The 17,929-nt window shown below is 37.5% G+C and carries 16 protein-coding genes; 12 read left to right on the plus strand and 4 right to left on the minus strand.

What is annotated here, in order from left to right:
• The first annotated feature begins 14 nt into the window (after window positions 1–14).
• Together EU510_RS03405 and EU510_RS03410 are read left to right on the plus strand one after the other, a co-directional pair.
• Window positions 15–1,928: an ABC transporter ATP-binding protein gene (locus tag EU510_RS03405; RefSeq protein ID WP_149592259.1), complete on the plus strand. Its 1,914-nt coding sequence runs from the start codon at window positions 15–17 to the stop codon at window positions 1,926–1,928.
• An 11-nt stretch (window positions 1,929–1,939) separates the two neighbouring features.
• Window positions 1,940–3,685 (plus strand): DUF3466 family protein, encoded by a 1,746-nt coding sequence (locus tag EU510_RS03410; RefSeq protein WP_149592260.1) that lies wholly within the window; start codon window positions 1,940–1,942, stop codon window positions 3,683–3,685.
• Window positions 3,686–3,925: 240 nt separating this feature from the next.
• Here EU510_RS03410 and EU510_RS03415 read toward each other — a convergent pair whose 3' ends face one another.
• The gene (locus EU510_RS03415) at window positions 3,926–4,429 is read right to left on the minus strand and encodes a DUF2062 domain-containing protein (RefSeq protein WP_149592261.1); all 504 of its coding nucleotides are present in this window, start codon (window positions 4,427–4,429) and stop codon (window positions 3,926–3,928) included.
• On the opposite strand from EU510_RS03415, the gene EU510_RS03420 reads away from it, so the two are divergent.
• From EU510_RS03420 to tcdA, 7 genes are read left to right on the plus strand one after another with little or no spacing between them, the layout of a single operon-like run.
• The gene (locus EU510_RS03420) at window positions 4,409–6,676 is read left to right on the plus strand and encodes a DNA internalization-related competence protein ComEC/Rec2 (RefSeq protein ID WP_149592262.1); all 2,268 of its coding nucleotides are present in this window, start codon (window positions 4,409–4,411) and stop codon (window positions 6,674–6,676) included. The genes EU510_RS03415 and EU510_RS03420 overlap by 21 nt on opposite strands.
• A 60-nt stretch (window positions 6,677–6,736) precedes the next feature.
• Complete coding sequence (gene msbA / locus EU510_RS03425; RefSeq protein ID WP_149592263.1) at window positions 6,737–8,482, plus strand: lipid A export permease/ATP-binding protein MsbA; 1,746 nt, start codon at window positions 6,737–6,739, stop codon at window positions 8,480–8,482.
• Window positions 8,479–9,459, plus strand: coding sequence for a tetraacyldisaccharide 4'-kinase (gene lpxK, locus EU510_RS03430; protein WP_149592264.1), 981 nt, complete (start codon window positions 8,479–8,481; stop codon window positions 9,457–9,459). Before msbA ends, lpxK begins: the two co-directional genes overlap by 4 nt.
• A complete protein-coding gene (locus tag EU510_RS03435) occupies window positions 9,449–9,646 on the plus strand; it encodes a Trm112 family protein (RefSeq protein ID WP_002961789.1) in 198 nt (65 codons plus the stop codon). Before lpxK ends, EU510_RS03435 begins: the two co-directional genes overlap by 11 nt.
• Entirely contained in the window at window positions 9,634–10,395 is a 762-nt protein-coding gene (gene kdsB, locus EU510_RS03440; RefSeq protein ID WP_149592265.1) for a 3-deoxy-manno-octulosonate cytidylyltransferase, read from the plus strand. Before EU510_RS03435 ends, kdsB begins: the two co-directional genes overlap by 13 nt.
• Window positions 10,392–11,072, plus strand: a complete 681-nt coding sequence (locus EU510_RS03445; protein ID WP_149592266.1) for a TIGR01621 family pseudouridine synthase — start codon at window positions 10,392–10,394, stop codon at window positions 11,070–11,072. The genes kdsB and EU510_RS03445 overlap by 4 nt, the downstream gene beginning before the upstream one ends.
• Window positions 11,073–11,870 (plus strand): tRNA cyclic N6-threonylcarbamoyladenosine(37) synthase TcdA, encoded by a 798-nt coding sequence (gene tcdA / locus EU510_RS03450; RefSeq protein WP_149592267.1) that lies wholly within the window; start codon window positions 11,073–11,075, stop codon window positions 11,868–11,870.
• Between the two features lie 66 nt (window positions 11,871–11,936).
• On the opposite strand, the gene EU510_RS03455 is transcribed toward tcdA, so the two are convergent.
• The 3 genes from EU510_RS03455 to EU510_RS03465 form a co-directional block, all read right to left on the minus strand.
• On the minus strand, window positions 11,937–12,353 hold the full coding sequence (locus tag EU510_RS03455; RefSeq protein ID WP_149592268.1) for a SufE family protein: 417 nt from the start codon (window positions 12,351–12,353) through the stop codon (window positions 11,937–11,939).
• Between the two features lie 33 nt (window positions 12,354–12,386).
• The gene (locus EU510_RS03460) at window positions 12,387–13,613 is read right to left on the minus strand and encodes a SufS family cysteine desulfurase (RefSeq protein WP_149592269.1); all 1,227 of its coding nucleotides are present in this window, start codon (window positions 13,611–13,613) and stop codon (window positions 12,387–12,389) included.
• Window positions 13,614–13,727: 114 nt separating this feature from the next.
• A complete protein-coding gene (locus tag EU510_RS03465) occupies window positions 13,728–15,014 on the minus strand; it encodes a citrate synthase (protein WP_002961796.1) in 1,287 nt (428 codons plus the stop codon).
• Between the two features lie 420 nt (window positions 15,015–15,434).
• Between EU510_RS03465 and sdhC the strand changes: the two genes are divergently transcribed.
• Genes sdhC through sdhA form a run of 3 tightly spaced genes read left to right on the plus strand, consistent with a single transcriptional unit; the run spans window position 15,435 to window position 17,923 of the window.
• A complete protein-coding gene (gene sdhC, locus EU510_RS03470; protein ID WP_076914908.1) occupies window positions 15,435–15,812 on the plus strand; it encodes a succinate dehydrogenase, cytochrome b556 subunit in 378 nt (125 codons plus the stop codon).
• Window positions 15,803–16,150: a succinate dehydrogenase, hydrophobic membrane anchor protein gene (gene sdhD / locus EU510_RS03475; protein WP_002961798.1), complete on the plus strand. Its 348-nt coding sequence runs from the start codon at window positions 15,803–15,805 to the stop codon at window positions 16,148–16,150. Before sdhC ends, sdhD begins: the two co-directional genes overlap by 10 nt.
• Complete coding sequence (gene sdhA, locus EU510_RS03480; protein WP_149592270.1) at window positions 16,151–17,923, plus strand: succinate dehydrogenase flavoprotein subunit; 1,773 nt, start codon at window positions 16,151–16,153, stop codon at window positions 17,921–17,923.
• Window positions 17,924–17,929 lie beyond the last annotated feature (6 nt).

Consider the following 17,929-nt stretch of genomic DNA (forward strand, 5'->3'; position numbering starts at 1 on the left):
AGCAAATAAGAACTATGGATTTAATTAGAATTTTAAAAGCACAACTTGCTTTTGGTACACATGCTTTGCTTAACAAAGCAGATGCCGTTATAGAAAGTGGCGAACGGGTGTGTGTTGTTGGTCGAAATGGTGCGGGTAAATCAACACTATTAAAAGTACTTGATGGACAAGTTGTTTTAGATGATGGTGAAATAAATCAGCTAGGTGGCATTCGAATTTCTCGCTTAGAGCAAGATCCACCAAAAGGTGCAAGCGGAACTGTATTTGATTACGTTGCGCAGGGTATGCCGGAAATTGCTAACCTACTCATTGATTTTCATCATGTTAGCAACGAACTTCAAACACAATGTACTGATAAGTTATTAAATAAACTTGAACGCTTATCAAACCAACTTGAAGCCGCTGATGGTTGGCGCTTCGATAGCCGAATTCAATTAGTTTTGACACAATTAGAATTAACACCAGAGGCTAAACTTGAGTCTCTTTCTGGTGGCTGGTTACGTAAAGTAGCTCTTGCGCGTGCACTTGTAAGTGAGCCTGACTTATTATTACTAGATGAGCCAACAAACCATTTAGATATGGCAAGTGTAATGTGGCTTGAACAGTTTTTAAAAGAATTTAAAGGCGGCATTGTATTTATATCGCATGACCGTGCGTTTATTCGTGCTGTTGCCACGCGTATTTTAGATTTAGATCGCGGTAAACTTATTTCATACCCAGGTGATTACGCGACTTATCTAGAGCAAAAAGCGCATGATTTAAAAGTAGAAGAAGCACAAAATGCATTGTTTGATAAGCGTTTAGCAGAAGAAGAAACGTGGATTCGCCAGGGTGTTAAAGCGCGAAGAACGCGTAACGAAGGGCGTGTACGAGAGCTAAAGCAGCTTCGTAATGAGCGCAAGCAACGTGTTGATCAAGTTGGAAAAACTGACTTTAATATTGAAACAGCTGATCGCTCTGGTAAGTTAGTATTTGAAGCTAAGAACCTTTGCCATGCATTTAAAGATAAAGTTATTGCTGATGATTTTTCAACACTTGTAATGCGTGGCGACAGAATCGGCCTAGTAGGCCCAAATGGTATTGGTAAAACAACATTATTAAAACTAATGTTTGGTGATTTAGAACCAGATAGTGGTATTACTAAGCAAGGTGTTAATTTAGAGTTTGCTTACTTTGACCAATACCGTGAAAAACTTGACGAAGAAGCAACTGTTCAAGATAACGTTGCCGAAGGTAAACAAGAAGTGATGATGGGCGGTCGTTCACGCCATGTTTTAGGTTACCTGCAAGACTTTTTATTCCCGCCAGCACGCGCTCGAACACCGGTTAAAGCACTCTCTGGTGGTGAAAAAAATAGACTGCTATTAGCTAAACTGTTTCTAAAACCATCTAATATACTTGTTCTCGATGAGCCAACGAATGACTTGGATATTGAAACGTTAGAGTTACTCGAGGACATTATTAATCAATATCAAGGTACAGTGCTGATTGTAAGTCATGACCGAGAATTTATTGATAATACATGTTCGAGTGTTTGGGCATTTGAAGGCAATGGTAAAGTAACAGATATAGTCGGTGGTTATAGCGACTATGAAGCCTATGTAAGTTACTTAGCTGAACAAGAAAAAAAAATTCAGCAACAACCAGTAAAAAAAGTTGAAAAAGTAGCCGCTCCAGCTGCAAAACCAGCAGCTAAAACAAATAAACTCTCTTACAAATTAAAACTTGAATTAGAGCAACTACCGAATAAAATGGAAAAACTAGAAGCTGAAATAGAAGCTCAACAAGCTGTAGTTAGTGACTCAGATTTTTTTAAACAAGAAAGTGATGTAACAACTAAAGCATTGAACCATTTAGCACAACTTGAGTCTGACCTTGAAGCTGCCCTTGAGCGCTGGGAAGAACTTGAAGAATTACAGAATCAGTAGTAAGGACTAAAATGAAATATAAATTACTCGCTGCTAGTATTTTAGCGACATTAAGCACTACAGCAACAAGTGCAACGTACCAGTTAAGTGAATTAGGGACTCTTGAAGACGCTAAATACTCTTATGTAACAGATGTAAGCGAAAGCGGGCATATCATTGGTTTCGCAAATGGTTTATACAGTTTACCTATTGATATCAGCTATATAGATTTTACTGAAAGTATTATTGAAAATAGCTATGATAATACAGAAGCTGCATTTGAATTAAGTGATAAAGAAATTACTTTTACACTTGATGACATTGAAAATAATGATGCAGTGTTCACCAATGCTGATGCGCATACTTTTATGGTTAGTTTTTTATCTTCAATTCCTACAAATTTTGAATATCAGAAATTAAGTTCCTTAGTTGGCGTAAAATATAGTGACACACAAGTAATAGAGCAACCATTGTTCGATATAGCATCACTTGACTATGATGGGCTTACTCGTTCAACATCGAATATATATAATGCAGTCAGTGAAGATGGTGTAACAGTCGGTTGGGGCAGTGCTCCTTACAATAAAGTATCTTTTACACCCGATGGCGATGATGAAGCAGAAACATGGTTTACTCATGAATTTATAGAGCGTGGGATTGTAATAAGCGCTGATGGCATGATCAAAGTTCCATTAGAACCAGAGTTTAATGAATACGGCGGCACAAGTCGTGCTAACGATATTGTTAAAACAAACAGTGGATATACTGTTGTAGGCAATATGTCTACAAGTATCCCTGACGACAGACAAGATAATATTGATGATAACTGTGATAACGAAGACGAGCCAGCGTCAGTATGTATCAACTTATTAAATACTAATATTTCACGAGGTTTATTTAATAAACGTGCTGTTAAATGGGAACTTGACGAATCACTGAATGTTATTTCTGTTAAAGAGCTCGGTTTAGCGCTTACACCTGATGAAGGTGAAACTGAAGATGACGCTTTTGCAAGTACTGCTTTAGCAGTTAATAGTAATGGTATAATTGTAGGTTCATCGAATACGCGTTATTACAAAAATGACGATACGATCCTAACAATGCCAGTTTATTTTAAAGACGGTGCAGTTACAGATTTTATTGATCAAGAAGATGACTGGCAGGCTGGTAAATCAATTGCAATTAATGATAATGATGTAATTACAGGTTATGCAACTAAGCGTATTGAAGGTACGCTTCGTAACAAGTTCTTCTATCATGATATAGCAACCGGTAATACCGTTTTTCCAACCGACTACTTTTCAAGTTCAAGCTCTTACGGTAACGATATAAATAATCAAGGTTATATTGTTGGTGAAGGTGAAGTGGGGGTTTCTGATAATACACGTCGTAAAGAAGCATTTATTTATAAAATTGGTGAAGATAAAATCACTAATTTAAACGATTTACTGCCTTGTTTTGATACCGATGGAGAAACTAATTACGCTTATACAATGGCCGAAGCCACATCTATTAACGAAAATAATGAAATATTTGGTACTGCGACCAAGACAGTTGAAAAGCTAGATTCTTTAGGTGGTGTAGTAACTGATGTAAATGGCGAAATTGAATATGAGAGTATTGCAGTTGCAGTTAAACTAACGCCAATCGCAAATGGTGAAGTAGAAAACTGTGCTCCACCAGAGGCTGAAGTCTATGAGCGTAACTCTGCTAGCTTCCCTTGGTATACACTATTGTTATTGCCATTAGTTGGCTTAAGACGTGTATTTCGTTTTTAAAGCTTATACCAATCTACATAAATCTTTGATCAATTTAACGAATTAAATTGCACTATGACGTCGTTAAAAATTTTTTATTTAGAACAACTAGATATAAAAATTTTTGCCTAGTTCTAGCGTAATTTTCTTAACGTTAAATAGACCCCATGTATAATAAGATTGGTATTACTAATATTGATTAAAAAAACCAACTTAATAAAGTTGGTTTTTTTTCGTCTATAATACTTTACAAGATTACTGTTAATTACGTGCTAACCATGCTTTTTTAACGGAACGACGCCAAATAATATCAATACCAAAATAGCCGATAATTGATGCAATTGAAGCACACACTAATGAGCCAAGTAAAAATGCGGGGCCAATAGTTTCTATGCTTTCTAAAAACCAAGACCAACTTGCTTCAAATACAAAATGCTGTTCGGGTTGATTAAGTATTAGCGTACCCACTAAATACGAGCCATAAAAAATAGGTGGCATAGTTAAAGGATTTGTAAGCCATACTAAAGCAACTGAAATAGGTAAGTTAACTCTAAAAATAATAGCGCCTGCTGCGGCTAAAACCATTTGAAAAGGAACAGGGATGAAAGCAAAGAATAACCCGACTGCAAATGCACCTCGAGCAGAACGTCTATTTAAATGCCAAAGATTTGCATCTTGTAAGAGGCGCCCAAATATTCTTAGTGATTTATGATGTCTAATTTTATTTGGATCAGGTAAAAATCTTTGGATCGTTTTTTTAGCCATTTAAAGCAACCATTTACATCAGTGTGGATAAGTCTTGGGTTTGTAATTGGTTCTATAGCAACCGTATTATATTATCAAACTCTCGAATTTACAGTATTCACAATTTTAATTGTAATAATGAGCGCTTATTTTAAGCCGTTTTCAAACGTATTGTTAGGCTTTATTTGCGCATTTTGCTTTGTCGGACTGCATTTTTATCTATTTTATAGTTTTGAAATACCAAAACCGAACGAAAAGTATGCACTAGAATCGACTTTGGTAATTGAAGAAGTTATTTCTAGCAAAAAACCTCAGTATATAAAAGTTAAAATAGTCGCATTACAAGGGAGGCATTTTTCAAACTTTAGAGCACCTAAGGCAATGCTCAGCATTAATTCAGTGCAGCCTTTAACAGTCGGTGATAAATTTTCTGCTTTAATTCATTTAAAACATTTTCGTAGTAATAAAAATTTTAATGTATTTGATAATGAACGTTATGCTTTTATAAATAGGATATTATTTAAAGGCAAAGTGCTTAATAAAAACCTTGATATTATAAATGGCGACGACCAAAGTATCATTTCAGATTATCGACACTTCCTTAAAAACACCTATGCGGATACAGAATTACAGTGGCTCTATTACGCATTGCTCAGTGGTGATAAGTCCTTGATGAGCTATACAGATAAGCAATTAATGCAGTCTCTGGGGTTAAGCCACTTACTCGCTATTTCAGGGTTACATATTGGCTTAATTTTTAGTTTTGGTTATCTATTTACTCGATTCATAGTTTCAAAAATTAATTTATCAATTGAGCAATCATCTAACCTTACTCTTTATTACAGCCTATTCGGATTTCTAGCTGCCCTTGTTTATGTATACTTAAGTGAATTTATAGTATCGGCAACGCGAGCGCTTATTATGCTCGGATGTTATCTATTACTTTATTTCCTGGCTAAGCAGCCATTGCGTTGGCGTAGTATTTTATTTGCCTTAGTTATTGTTCTTATTGTTAACCCATTTAATTTACTCAACCCAGGACTCTACTTTTCATTCTTAGCAGTCGCTATCATTTTTACAGTTATTAATAAATTCCCAATACTAAATACACGAGTAAAAAATAAAGTTATTGCACTGCTTGTAATGCAAATAGCGTTATTTATTGGCTTATTACCGCTTTCACTCTATTTTTTTAATGGCGTCAGTATTGCGGGATTAATAATAAACTTAATAGCAATACCGCTGCTTTCAATCATTATTTTGCCATTTTTGATCGTTTTTACACTATTGAGTATGCTTTTAGATATAGGCATTTTAATAAACCTGTTTGATACTGGCTTATATGCGCTATTTAAATTACTTAACGAAATCCCTGAATCGTTAAGGTGGATAACAACAGGGAGAGTTGAGCCAATATCTGTCGTTTTTACTTATATTATTATGTTGATGATTTATTTCCTTCCTTATAAATGGCTCGCTTTTATTCCAGTAATAACGCTTTTATTAGATTATTGGTTAACAGAAAAGCCAAAGTGGCAACTTCATGTATTTGACGTAGGTCATGGACTCATGGTGTTAATCGAGAAGGATAATCAAGCACTTATATATGACTTTGGCCCCAGTTATTTTAATCGTTTTAGCCGCACGCGAAGTATCTTATTACCTTATTTAAAAGCAAATAATTTAACAGTAAAAACAGCAATTTTAAGCCATGAAGATAATGATCATGCTGGAGGATTACAGCATTTTATTGATACTGGATTAGAACAAACATTAAAGTATTTCCATCCTAAAAACACCCAAGATGTATGTGAAGTCATAAACATTGATTTTGCTGGATTAAAAGTACAAAGCTTTACTACAAAAGGGTATGGAAATGAAAATGATGATTCATGCGTTGTTAGGGTATCAGATAATACTCATAGCGTGTTACTTACGGGTGATATTTCAAAAGAGCGTGAAGCATCGTTATTAGTTAATAATAAATCATTGAAAAGTTCTGTAATGCTAAGCCCGCATCATGGCAGCGATACATCCTCAAGTGTTAATTTTATAAACAACGTAGCTCCCCAAGTAGTCATTCACTCAAGTGCTTATAAAGGACAGTGGGAATTCCCCAAGCCTCTTGTCGTCGAACGTTATAACCAAATAAACGCTCAGCAATTTACGACAGGCGTTGAAGGGCAAATTAGTATTAAATTTTATGCAAAGAATTTGGTTATAGAAACAGCAAGAGGGCAGGAAAGTTACTGGTTTATCAAAGATTGACGTTTAGTTTTATCTCATCGGAGGATACAATACAGATTGTTACTGTATTTAGAGAGTGTTATGGATCAAAGTACTACACAAATTTATAAACGTCTTGTCTCGTATGTTGGCACCTACAAAAGCGTCGCATTTGTCGCAATTATTGGGATGATAGGCTATTCAGCAATGGATGCTCTATTTATTCAATTAATGAAGCCGTTTATTGATCAAGGTTTGAACCAGCGTAATACAGAAGTTTTAAAGTACGCTCCTTTTGTCGTTATCGCGTTAGTACTAGGACGTGGTATTTTTAACTTTATGTCTTCGTACTGTTTAAGTTATGTGGGCTCTCAAGTTGTACGCTCTTTACGCCAAGAGTTATTTGAGCACATATTGCATTTACCCGTTTCTTTTCATGACAAAAACTCAACAGGCGATTTAATTTCAAAAATCACTTTTGATACAGAGCAAGTTCAACAAGCAATTACTAAAGCGTTACTTATTGTTGTACGTGAAGGAGCCTTTGTCGTCTTTTTACTTGGTGTAATGTTTTATACCAGTTGGAAGCTCTCACTTATATTTCTAGTCATCATCCCTCTCGTCGCCATTATTGTAGCGGTAGTATCGAAACGTTTTCGCCATATTTCTAAAAGTATCCAATCAGCTATGGGGCAGGTTACACGTAGCTCTGAACAAATGCTTAGCGGGCATAAAGTTATTCATGGATTTGGCGGACAAGACCAAGAAATAAACCATTTCTMAAAGATTAAWAATCATAACCGCCAGCAACGCATTAAAATGGATGCGACAAAAGCTTTAAGTGTATCGATTATTCAAATATTAGCAGCAAGTGCTATGGCTGTTATTTTATGGGCAGTATCTCTTCCATCAATGATTGATACGATTACCTCTGGTGACTTCATGGCATTAATTGCTTCGATGATGATGCTATTGCGCCCACTAAAACAGCTCGCCAATGTCAATAGTGATATGCAGCGTGGTATCTCTGCTGCTCAAAGTATATTTTTAGTTTTAGATGAAGAAATGGAAAAAGACACAGGCACCGTTTCAGTCGATAAAGTTAAAGGGTTAATTGAAGTTAAAAATGTAACCTTTAAGTACCCAACAAAAGATGAAGCCGTATTAAACGATTTGTCGCTAACGATTAAAGCGGGTGAAAGTATTGCCTTAGTAGGGCGGTCAGGCTCGGGTAAATCAACAATTTCTAATTTATTACCACGCTACTATGACTTAGAGTTACCGAGTGAGATATTACTCGATGGTATAGCTCTGCAGGATTATAAATTAACAGATTTGCGTCGCCAATTTGCTTTAGTGTCTCAGCAGGTCGTGTTATTTAACGATACGATTGCTAACAATATTTGTTATGGCATAAAGCATGATGTGTCTGAGGAAGAATTAGAGCAAGTTGCTAAACAAGCGCATGTTTGGGAGTTTATTAAAGACTTGCCAGAACAATTAAACACCATGGTAGGTGAAAATGGCGTAATGCTCTCCGGCGGTCAACGTCAGCGTATAGCAATAGCACGTGCAATATTAAAAGACGCACCTATTTTGATTTTAGACGAGGCAACATCAGCACTAGATACCGAATCTGAAAAGCTTATTCAGCAAGCATTTGAAACGTTAATGAAAGATAAAACCTCAATTGTTATTGCGCACCGCTTATCTACTATCGAAAACAGTGACCGAATATATGTTATTGATAACGGTCGTGTAATAGAAAGTGGCGATCACAATAGCTTATTAGCAAATGACGGTACTTATTCAGCCCTTTGCAAAATGCAGTTTGGTGATCAGGCGTGAGTAAAATAGAACAAAGCTGGTATAAACCATTTGGTTTAATTACTTTGCTGTTATTACCATTAAGTGCTTTGTTTTGGGTTGTATCGTCATTTCGAAAATACTTATATAGCGCTAAAATACTTAAACCTTTTGAGTGCAAAACGCCTGTAATTGTAGTTGGCAATATAAGTGTTGGCGGTAATGGTAAAACGCCTTTTGTTTTGTGGCTGTATGGTCATTTAATACAGCAAGGTTTATCAGTGGGTATTATCAGTAGAGGATATGGTGGGCAATCAAAAAATTACCCGCTGTTAGTCACTGAGCTTGTAGATGCTCAGCAGGCTGGAGATGAGCCCATACTTTTATATCATCGTTTAAAGTGCCCAATAGCGGTTGGGCCTAACAGACAACACAATATCGATTTATTAGAAAATAATTATAAACTCGATGTTATTATTTCTGATGATGGAATGCAGCATTATAAAATGCCTCGTAGCATTGAGTGTTGTATTGTTGATAGTGAGCGTCGTTTTGGTAATGGCTTTGTTATGCCTGCAGGGCCACTTCGTGAAACAACTAAACGTTTGCAAAGTGTCGATATAGTAATTGAAAATGGTGGTGAGGCTAATAATAGCTACACGCTAAAAGTAAGTAACTTACGATTAGTTAATTCAAGCGATTATGCAAAAAATGACGTAAGTGAAGCACATGCAATAAGTGCAATTGGGAACCCTAAACGGTTTGAAAACTCATTAGAAGCACAAGATATTACGTTATTATCGACCCATCATTTTAGAGATCATTATGCTTATACAGTAGATGATTTTGCCCAATTTGGTGATGATTGCATTATAATGACCGAAAAAGATGCCGTTAAATGTAAGTCCTTTGCAAAGCCTAATTGGTATTATCTACCTGTTGATGCAGAGCCTAACGATAGCGTAATAAATAGATTAAATTCAATATTAAAAGAAAAAGGAATACTCAATGGCCTTTGATACAAAATTACTCGAGATAATTGCCTGTCCAGTTTGTAAGGGTAAATTACGCTTTGACAGAGAAAACAATGAACTAATTAGCACAGCAGCGAAGCTTGCTTATCCTGTTCAAGATGATATTCCTGTATTACTTGAAAATGAAGCGCGAGAACTATCTCTAGAAGAGGTTGAAAAGTGGAATTCGTAGTTGTAATTCCTGCTCGTTTTGCATCGACCCGACTACCAGGTAAACCGCTTGCTGATATTTGTGGCAAGCCAATGGTTCAACACGTTTACGAAAAAGCATGTTTATCAGGTGCTAGTAAAGTAGTTATAGCAACCGATCATCAAAAAGTATTTGATGCAGTAAGCATGTTTACTAATGATGTAGTAATGACGCGTGAAGATCACCAGTCGGGTACTGAGCGTTTAGCAGAAGTAATTGATTTACTTAAACTTGATAGCAATACAATTGTGGTTAACGTACAAGGCGATGAGCCATTACTTGCACCAGAAAATGTGTCCCAAGTTGCCGCACTATTAAGTGATTCAACAGCACCCATGGCAACGTTAAGTGTTGCTATTGAAGAACGTGATGAAGTATTTAATCCTAATGCCGTTAAAGTGGTTAGCGATATAAATAAAAATGCCCTGTATTTTTCTCGTGCCAGTATACCGTTTGATAGAAATGCGATGATGGATGATAGCACCACCCTTAATTTAGCCCCGTTTCAACGCCATGTAGGTATTTATGCGTACAGAGCGGGTTTTATTAAACAATATATAGAGCTGAGTGTATCACCACTAGAATTACTTGAATCACTTGAGCAGTTACGTGTTTTGTATCACGGTTATAAAATTAAAATTGAACAAGCTCAAATAGCTCCTCATGCAGGTGTAGATACGCCTGATGATTTAGCTAAAGTGATAGCGCATATTAAAAGTAAAAACGTGTGAGTGACCAAGTAAGTAAGATATTAAAAGTTGTTTATACACATAACGATTTTTATATTTTAGAAAAGCCAGCGGGGCTTAATTTTCATTCTGAAGAGGGGCCCGGCTTTGTTGTTTTAGCCGAACAACAATTATCGCAAAAGCTTTATGCCGTTCATCGTTTAGATAAAGTGACATCAGGGCTGATTATTTTAGCGCGAAACAAAGCCGCTGCAGCCGCCTTTACTGTTATGTTTACTGAGCATGCGATTGCTAAATTTTATTTAGCGATTAGTGATGCTAAACCAAAAAAGAAGCAGGGGTGGATAAAAGGCGATATGGCTAAGTCTCGCCGTGGCTCGTTTAAGTTACTGACGAGTACACTTAACCCTGCAATAACGCGATTCTATTCTCTGAGTTATAAGCCAGGATTTAGAGGGTATATTTTAAAACCTGACTCTGGCAAAACACATCAACTAAGAGTGGCACTAAAAAGTGTGGGGGCAGCTATTTTAGGCGATGCAATGTATGCAGGCACGCCATCAAGTCGTACCTATTTACACTCATATGCGTTGAGCTTTTTATGGCAAGGTGAACAAATACAGCTAACTTTATTACCCGATAATGGTGATGAGTTTTTGGCGTTGATTAAACATCAAGATTTTCAAGCATGGCAATCGCCATGGCAACTGGATTGGTAAATGAGCGAAAAAGTTACAGATATACGTTTTGGTGGTATTAAACGTCTATATGGTCATCAACAGTTTGATTGGCTTCAAGAAGCACATTTTTGTGTAGTAGGGATTGGTGGTGTAGGAAGTTGGACAGCAGAAGCTCTTGCTCGTACTGGTGTAGGCAAAATTACACTTATCGATTTGGATGATATTTGCGCAACTAACGTCAATAGACAAATTCACGCATTAACGGGCACTATTGGCCAAGCTAAAGTAGATGCAATGAAAGTGCGCTGCGAGCTCATTAATCCAGAATGCCAAGTTAATGTAATAGATGACTTTATTACGCTTGATAATATTCAAGAGCATATTCAAGGCTTTGATTATGTAATTGATTGCATTGATGCAGTTAAAGAAAAAGCAGCATTAATTGCTCACTGTAAACGCAATAAACTACCTATAATCACAACTGGTGGTGCTGGCGGGCAAACAGATCCTAGCCAAATAACGTTTGGTGATGTAGCTAAAACTACGCAAGACCCATTACTTGCAAAGGTGCGCTATATTTTGCGCAAGCAATATAATTTTAGTAATAATCCTAAACGTAAGTTTAATATTGATTGCGTTTACTCAACAGAGCAATTGGTTTACCCAGGAAGCGATGGCATCGTATGCCATGCTAAGCAAAGTGCTGATGGCACGATGAATATGGACTGTAATAATGGCTTTGGTTCTGTGACTATGATCACAGGAAGCTTTGGTTTTTTTGTAGCTGCTAAAGCTGTACGTAAATATCTAGATAAAAAACAACGCTCGCAAGCCTAGAGTCTGCCTTGCCTAAATACCAAGCAGACTGCTGTAATTTAACCTTGAAAGATCAACTGACTCTGGTTAACTAAGCTTGTGTTGTGCCATGGTTTGAATTTTTTCAACCATGGCTTTAATACCATTACCACGTGATGCGCTTAAGTGGCTAATAAGGCCCAGCTTTTCAAATTCTTCATACGCATTTTTATTCACTACCTGCTCTGGTGTGAGCCCGTTATAAAGCGTTAAAATAATAGCTAATAACCCTTTTACTATACGAGTATCAGAGTCACCTATTACAACAAGTGTATTTTCGGTTAAGTCAAATTCAACAAACATCCATACTTTGCTTTCACAACCAGATACAAGTGCGTCATCAGTTTTTAAAACATCAGCTAAAGCCGGTAACGTTTTTCCTAAAAGCATTATTTCACGATATTTTTGCTGCCAAGCAGGTGCATTTTTTATAGATTCTGTGACTTTGTTAAACGTATTTGTCATGAGTTATCCTAATTAATTCTATTAAACTGGTGTTCAATCTAATAAAGCGATACATTTTTTAAGTGAATCAATGAATATATCTACATCTTTGTAGGTATTATAAAAAGAAAAACTCGCTCTTAACGTTCCATTAAGCCCTAAATGTGTCATTAATGGTTGCGTACAATGGTGTCCGCTTCTGACAGCAACCCCATATCCGTCAAGTAAAGTTGCCAAATCGTAAGGATGTTCATCTTTAAAATTAAAGCAGAGCGTACCAATATTGTCAGATAGATTGCTGAATATGGTAATGCCATCCACCTTTACCAATTTTTGTGCCGCGTAACTAAACAATTCTTGTTCATATTGCTGTATTTGCACGTGATCTAATTCATTTAAATAGTCTAAAGCGGCACCAAAGCCTAAAACTCCAGAAATATTTGGTGTGCCAGTTTCAAATTTTGCAGGCGCAGGGCGATAAGTGCTATGAGTTAAGTAAACTTTATCGATCATTTCACCGCCGGATTGGTAAATATCTAGCGTATTGAGCTCTTCATATTGGCCATAAAGTACACCTAAACCTGTTGGACCGAGCATTTTATGGCTTGAGCAAACATAAAAGTCACAGTTTAATTCACGTAAATCGGGTTTTAAATGCAGTGCTCCTTGGGCTCCGTCCACTAAAACAAGCGAATTCACCTCTTTTGCAGCTACAATTAGTGGTTTTAAATCAGTGATATTACCCAGTGTGTTCGATGCTTGTGTAATCGCTAATAAGGCAGGTTTAGTTTCTTTTATAAATTCACAGCATTTTTGTATGTTTAGCGTGCCGTTATTGTTAAGTGGCAGAGAGACTAATTTAGCTCCCGTTTGTTGGCTCACTAGCTGCCAAGGCACTATGTTTGCGTGATGCTCAAGCGGAGATATTATTATGGTATGACTTTCATCTAAACGCTTTTTTAAGCCGTTAGCGACCAAATTTATGGCTTCTGTAGCACCTTTAGTCCATACAATCTCTTTACTTAAGACATTAAAAAACCTTGCAGTTTTATCCCGGACTTGTTCATAAGAATAAGTGGCCTGCTCGCTAAGTGTATGGCGTCCACGGTGTACATTTGCATTTTGAGACGTATAAAACTCAGTAATTGTATCTATAACTGATTGAGGCTTTTGTGAGGTTGCTGCTGAGTCTAAATAAATAAGCGGGCAGCCGTTTATTGTTTGATTTAATGTCGGGAAGTCTTTTCTAATTTTATTTATATCAAACTTTAAAGTAGGCATAGCTCATCTACATAGTGTTTTTAAGGCAGGGATTGTAATCGGTTTTTGATAATTCTCAAGTACTGTTAATAAAAAAGGCCGCAAAATGCGGCCTTTTTTATTAACCAGCGTTAATTAACGCTTGTCAGTTGATACGTAGTCACGTTGAGTGTAACCGGTATACATTTGGCGAGGACGGCTGATCTTATGACCAGGTTGAGATAGCATCTCATCCCAGTGAGTGATCCAACCAACAGTACGTGCCATTGCAAAAATTACAGTGAACATGCTTGTTGGAATACCAATCGCTTTTAAGATAATACCAGAGTAGAAATCTACGTTAGGGTATAGTTTCTTCTCTACAAAGTACGGGTCTTCAAGGGCAATTTGCTCAAGCTTCATAGCAATATCAAGAAGTGGATCTTGGATATTTAGCTCAGCTAAAACTTCATGACACGTTTGACGCATTACTGTAGCACGTGGGTCGAAGTTTTTGTAAACGCGGTGACCAAAGCCCATAAGGCGGAATGGGTCAGCTTTGTCTTTAGCTTTAGCAACGTATTCATCAATACGGTCAACAGAGCCAATCTCTTCTAACATGTTTAAACATGCTTCGTTAGCACCGCCGTGAGCAGGTCCCCATAAAGAAGCAATACCAGCTGCAATACATGCATACGGGTTAGCACCTGATGAACCAGCAAGACGAACTGTTGAAGTCGATGCATTTTGTTCATGATCTGCATGAAGCATAAAGATTTTATCCATAGCTTTTGCAGTTACAGGGTTAACTTTATATTCTTCAGCAGGTACAGAGAACATCATGTGTAAGAAGTTTTCTGCGTAGCTTAAATCGTTACGTGGGTATACAAACGGTTGGCCGATGTTTGTTTTATAAGCCATTGCAGCAATAGTTGGTAACTTAGCAACTAGCTTAACTGCACTTGTTTTACGTTGTTCTGCATCAGTAATATCAAGGTCTTCATGATAAAAAGATGATAACGCACCCACTACACCACAAAGCATTGCCATTGGGTGAGCATCAAAGCGGAAACCTTGGAAAAAGTTAGCAATCTTCTCGTCAAGCATAGTGCTTGTAGTGATTTCATTCTTAAAAACTTCGTATTGTTCTTTAGAAGGTAACTCACCATTTAAAAGTAAGTAGCAAAGCTCAATATAGTTAGAATCTTCAGCTAATTGCTCAATTGGGTAACCACGGTGAAGTAGTACACCTTTACCACCATCAATATAGGTGATTGCAGATTCACAAGAACCAGTCGACATGAAACCTGGGTCATAAGTAAAGTGACCATGTGAACCGAGCGTTCGTACGTCGATTACATCTTGGCCAGCAGTGCCTTGATAAATTGGAAGTTCGATTGGATCTAGTCCATCAATATGGACTGTGGCTTTTTTATCTGCCATCGCTATGTATCTCCTATTAAGATATCTATTCTGATTTTTAGATTTTAAAGTTCTGAAATCTGTTTTAAGCACATCTTCGCATTTTAACGTGAAAGAGGGGGTTAAAGTCAATTTTTATAAACAATATGCATATATGTATAATAAATATTCGGTATTAATTAAATATAATACTATTGGCTAATTCGCAAACATCTCTAAATAAACAAGAATTGTAAAAAGTCCTGTGGGTATATATACTAACGGTGGTTTTAAACCGTATTGTATTTGGGTAAACATATTCTTAACAGCTTAAAATTTACTGTTTTGTGAACTTTAACTATTTTGATACGTTTATTCTGATAGTTCCATCAGAAATATTTGGTGGGTTTTTAGAAAAACAAGTAGATGAGCTCCACTGTGAGCAAAGATGGGCAAGTAACTGTGAAAAAGCAAAGACCTGTAAATCTAGATCTAACAACTATATCTATGCCGGCAACGGCTAAAGCTTCAATTTTTCACCGCGTCACCGGTGTTGCATTGTTTTTTGCTTTAACGTTTGTCATTTGGGCTTGGTCTGAGTCTCTCTCTTCAGCTGAAAGTTTTGAATTCGTCAAGGGTCTGTTTAACGGATTCATTGCCAAATTTATAGCTTGGGGCACTGTTTCTGTATTAGGTTATCACCTTATTGGTGGCATCCGTCATATGATTATGGATATGGGACATTGGGAAGAACTTGAATCAGGTAACCTCAGCGCTAAAGTATCAATGGCTCTTGGTGTTGTGTTTGCCGTATTGGCAGGGGTGTGGATATGGTTTTAAATCAAGCAACTCTAAAACGTGATGGTGTACAAGATTTCGTATCTTTACGTACCACGGCATTAATAATCAGCGCATACGCGATTTTTATTATCGGCTATTTTTTAGCGACGCCAGAAGTCACTTTCGAAGCCTGGACAGGCCTCTTCTCTAACCTAGCAATGAAAGGGTTTACTTTAATTACCCTTATTTGCATTATGGTTCATACCCGCATTGGCCTTTGGCAAGTTCTTACAGACTATGTTAAGTGTTCGAAGTTGCGAGCTGTTTTAGGTTTTGTTTTAAACCTAATGGCCGTTGCTTACGTAGCTATTGGTCTAATTGTATTATGGGGTGTTTAAGTGAAATATTCTGTTCGTGAATTTGACGCCGTAGTAATTGGTGCAGGTGGTGCTGGTATGCGCGCTGCTTTAGCAATTACAGAATCTGGCAAAACGTGTGCATTAATATCTAAAGTATTTCCAACGCGCTCACACACTGTATCTGCTCAAGGTGGTATTACAGTAGCGCTTGGTAATTCACACGAAGACAACTGGGAATGGCATATGTACGATACCGTTAAAGGTTCCGATTTTATCGGTGACCAAGACGCTATTGAATACATGTGTCAAACTGGCCCAGAAGCTATTACTGAATTAGAAAACATGGGACTACCATTTTCTCGTTTTGAAAATGGCCGTGTTTACCAACGTCCTTTCGGTGGTCAATCGAAAGACTTTGGTGGTGAACAAGCTGCACGTACTGCAGCTGCTGCTGACCGTACTGGTCATGCTTTACTTCATCTTCTATATCAACAAAACGTTAAAAACAAAACAAATGTATTCTCTGAGTGGTATGCACTTGATTTAGTTAAAAACGACAATGGTGATGTAGTTGGGTGTACAGCAATTGAGATTGAAACAGGTGAAATCACTTTCTTCAAATCTAAAGCAGTTGTATTAGCTACTGGTGGTGCTGGTCGTATATTCGCATCAACAACAAATGCTCACATTAACACCGGTGACGGTGTTGGTATGGCAACACGCGCTGGTATTTCTATGCAAGACATGGAAATGTGGCAGTTCCACCCAACGGGTATCGCAGGTGCTGGTACGCTAGTAACTGAAGGTTGTCGTGGTGAGGGCGGTTATCTTTTAAATAAAGATGGCGAGCGCTTCATGGAACGTTACGCACCAAACGCAAAAGACTTAGCGTCTCGCGATGTTGTTGCGCGTTCAATGATGACTGAAATCCGTGAAGGTCGTGGTTGTGATGGTCCTTGGGGTCCTCATATTAAGCTGAAACTTGACCATTTAGGTGAAGAAACGCTTAACCTACGTCTTCCTGGTGTGTGTGATCTAGCTAAAACTTTCGCTCACGTTGATCCCGCTAAAGAGCCAATTCCAGTAATTCCTACTTGTCATTATATGATGGGTGGTGTTCCTACTAACGTAAATGGACAAGCACTACAAATCGATGCTCAAGGCAACGAAAAAGTAGTTGAAGGTTTATTTGCTGTTGGTGAGATTGCATGTGTATCTGTACACGGTGCAAACCGCCTAGGTGGTAACTCATTACTAGATTTAGTTGTATTTGGTCGTGCTGCTGGTAACTTCTTAGGTAAATACCTTAAAGATGTTGAAGTATCAAAAGCGGCTTCAGAGTCGGATTTAGAAGCGTCTCTTGCACGTTACAACCGTTGGGAAAATTCAACGGCTGGCCAAGGTGAAGATCCAGTTCAAATCAAAAAAGACCTACAGCAATGTATGCAGCTTAACTTCTCGGTATTCCGTGAAGGTGATTCAATGGCTTCAGGTCTTCAAGAACTTAAAGAAATTCGTGAACGTCTGCAACATGCTCGTCTGGATGATAAATCATCAGACTTCAATACGCAGCGTATCGAATGTCTTGAACTAGATAACTTAATGGAAACAGCTTACTCAACTGCAGTAGCTGCAAACTTCCGTACAGAAAGCCGTGGTGCACATTCTCGCTTTGACTACCCAGATCGTGATGACGAAAACTGGTTATGTCACTCAGTATTCAATCCTGTAACGGATGAAATGAGCAAGCGTGATGTAAACTATGCGCCTAAAACGCGTGAAGCTTTCCCACCTAAAGCACGTGTTTACTAGGAGATA

It is taken from the genome of Pseudoalteromonas sp. FUC4 (assembly GCF_008370255.1).
Lineage (GTDB): Bacteria > Pseudomonadota > Gammaproteobacteria > Enterobacterales > Alteromonadaceae > Pseudoalteromonas.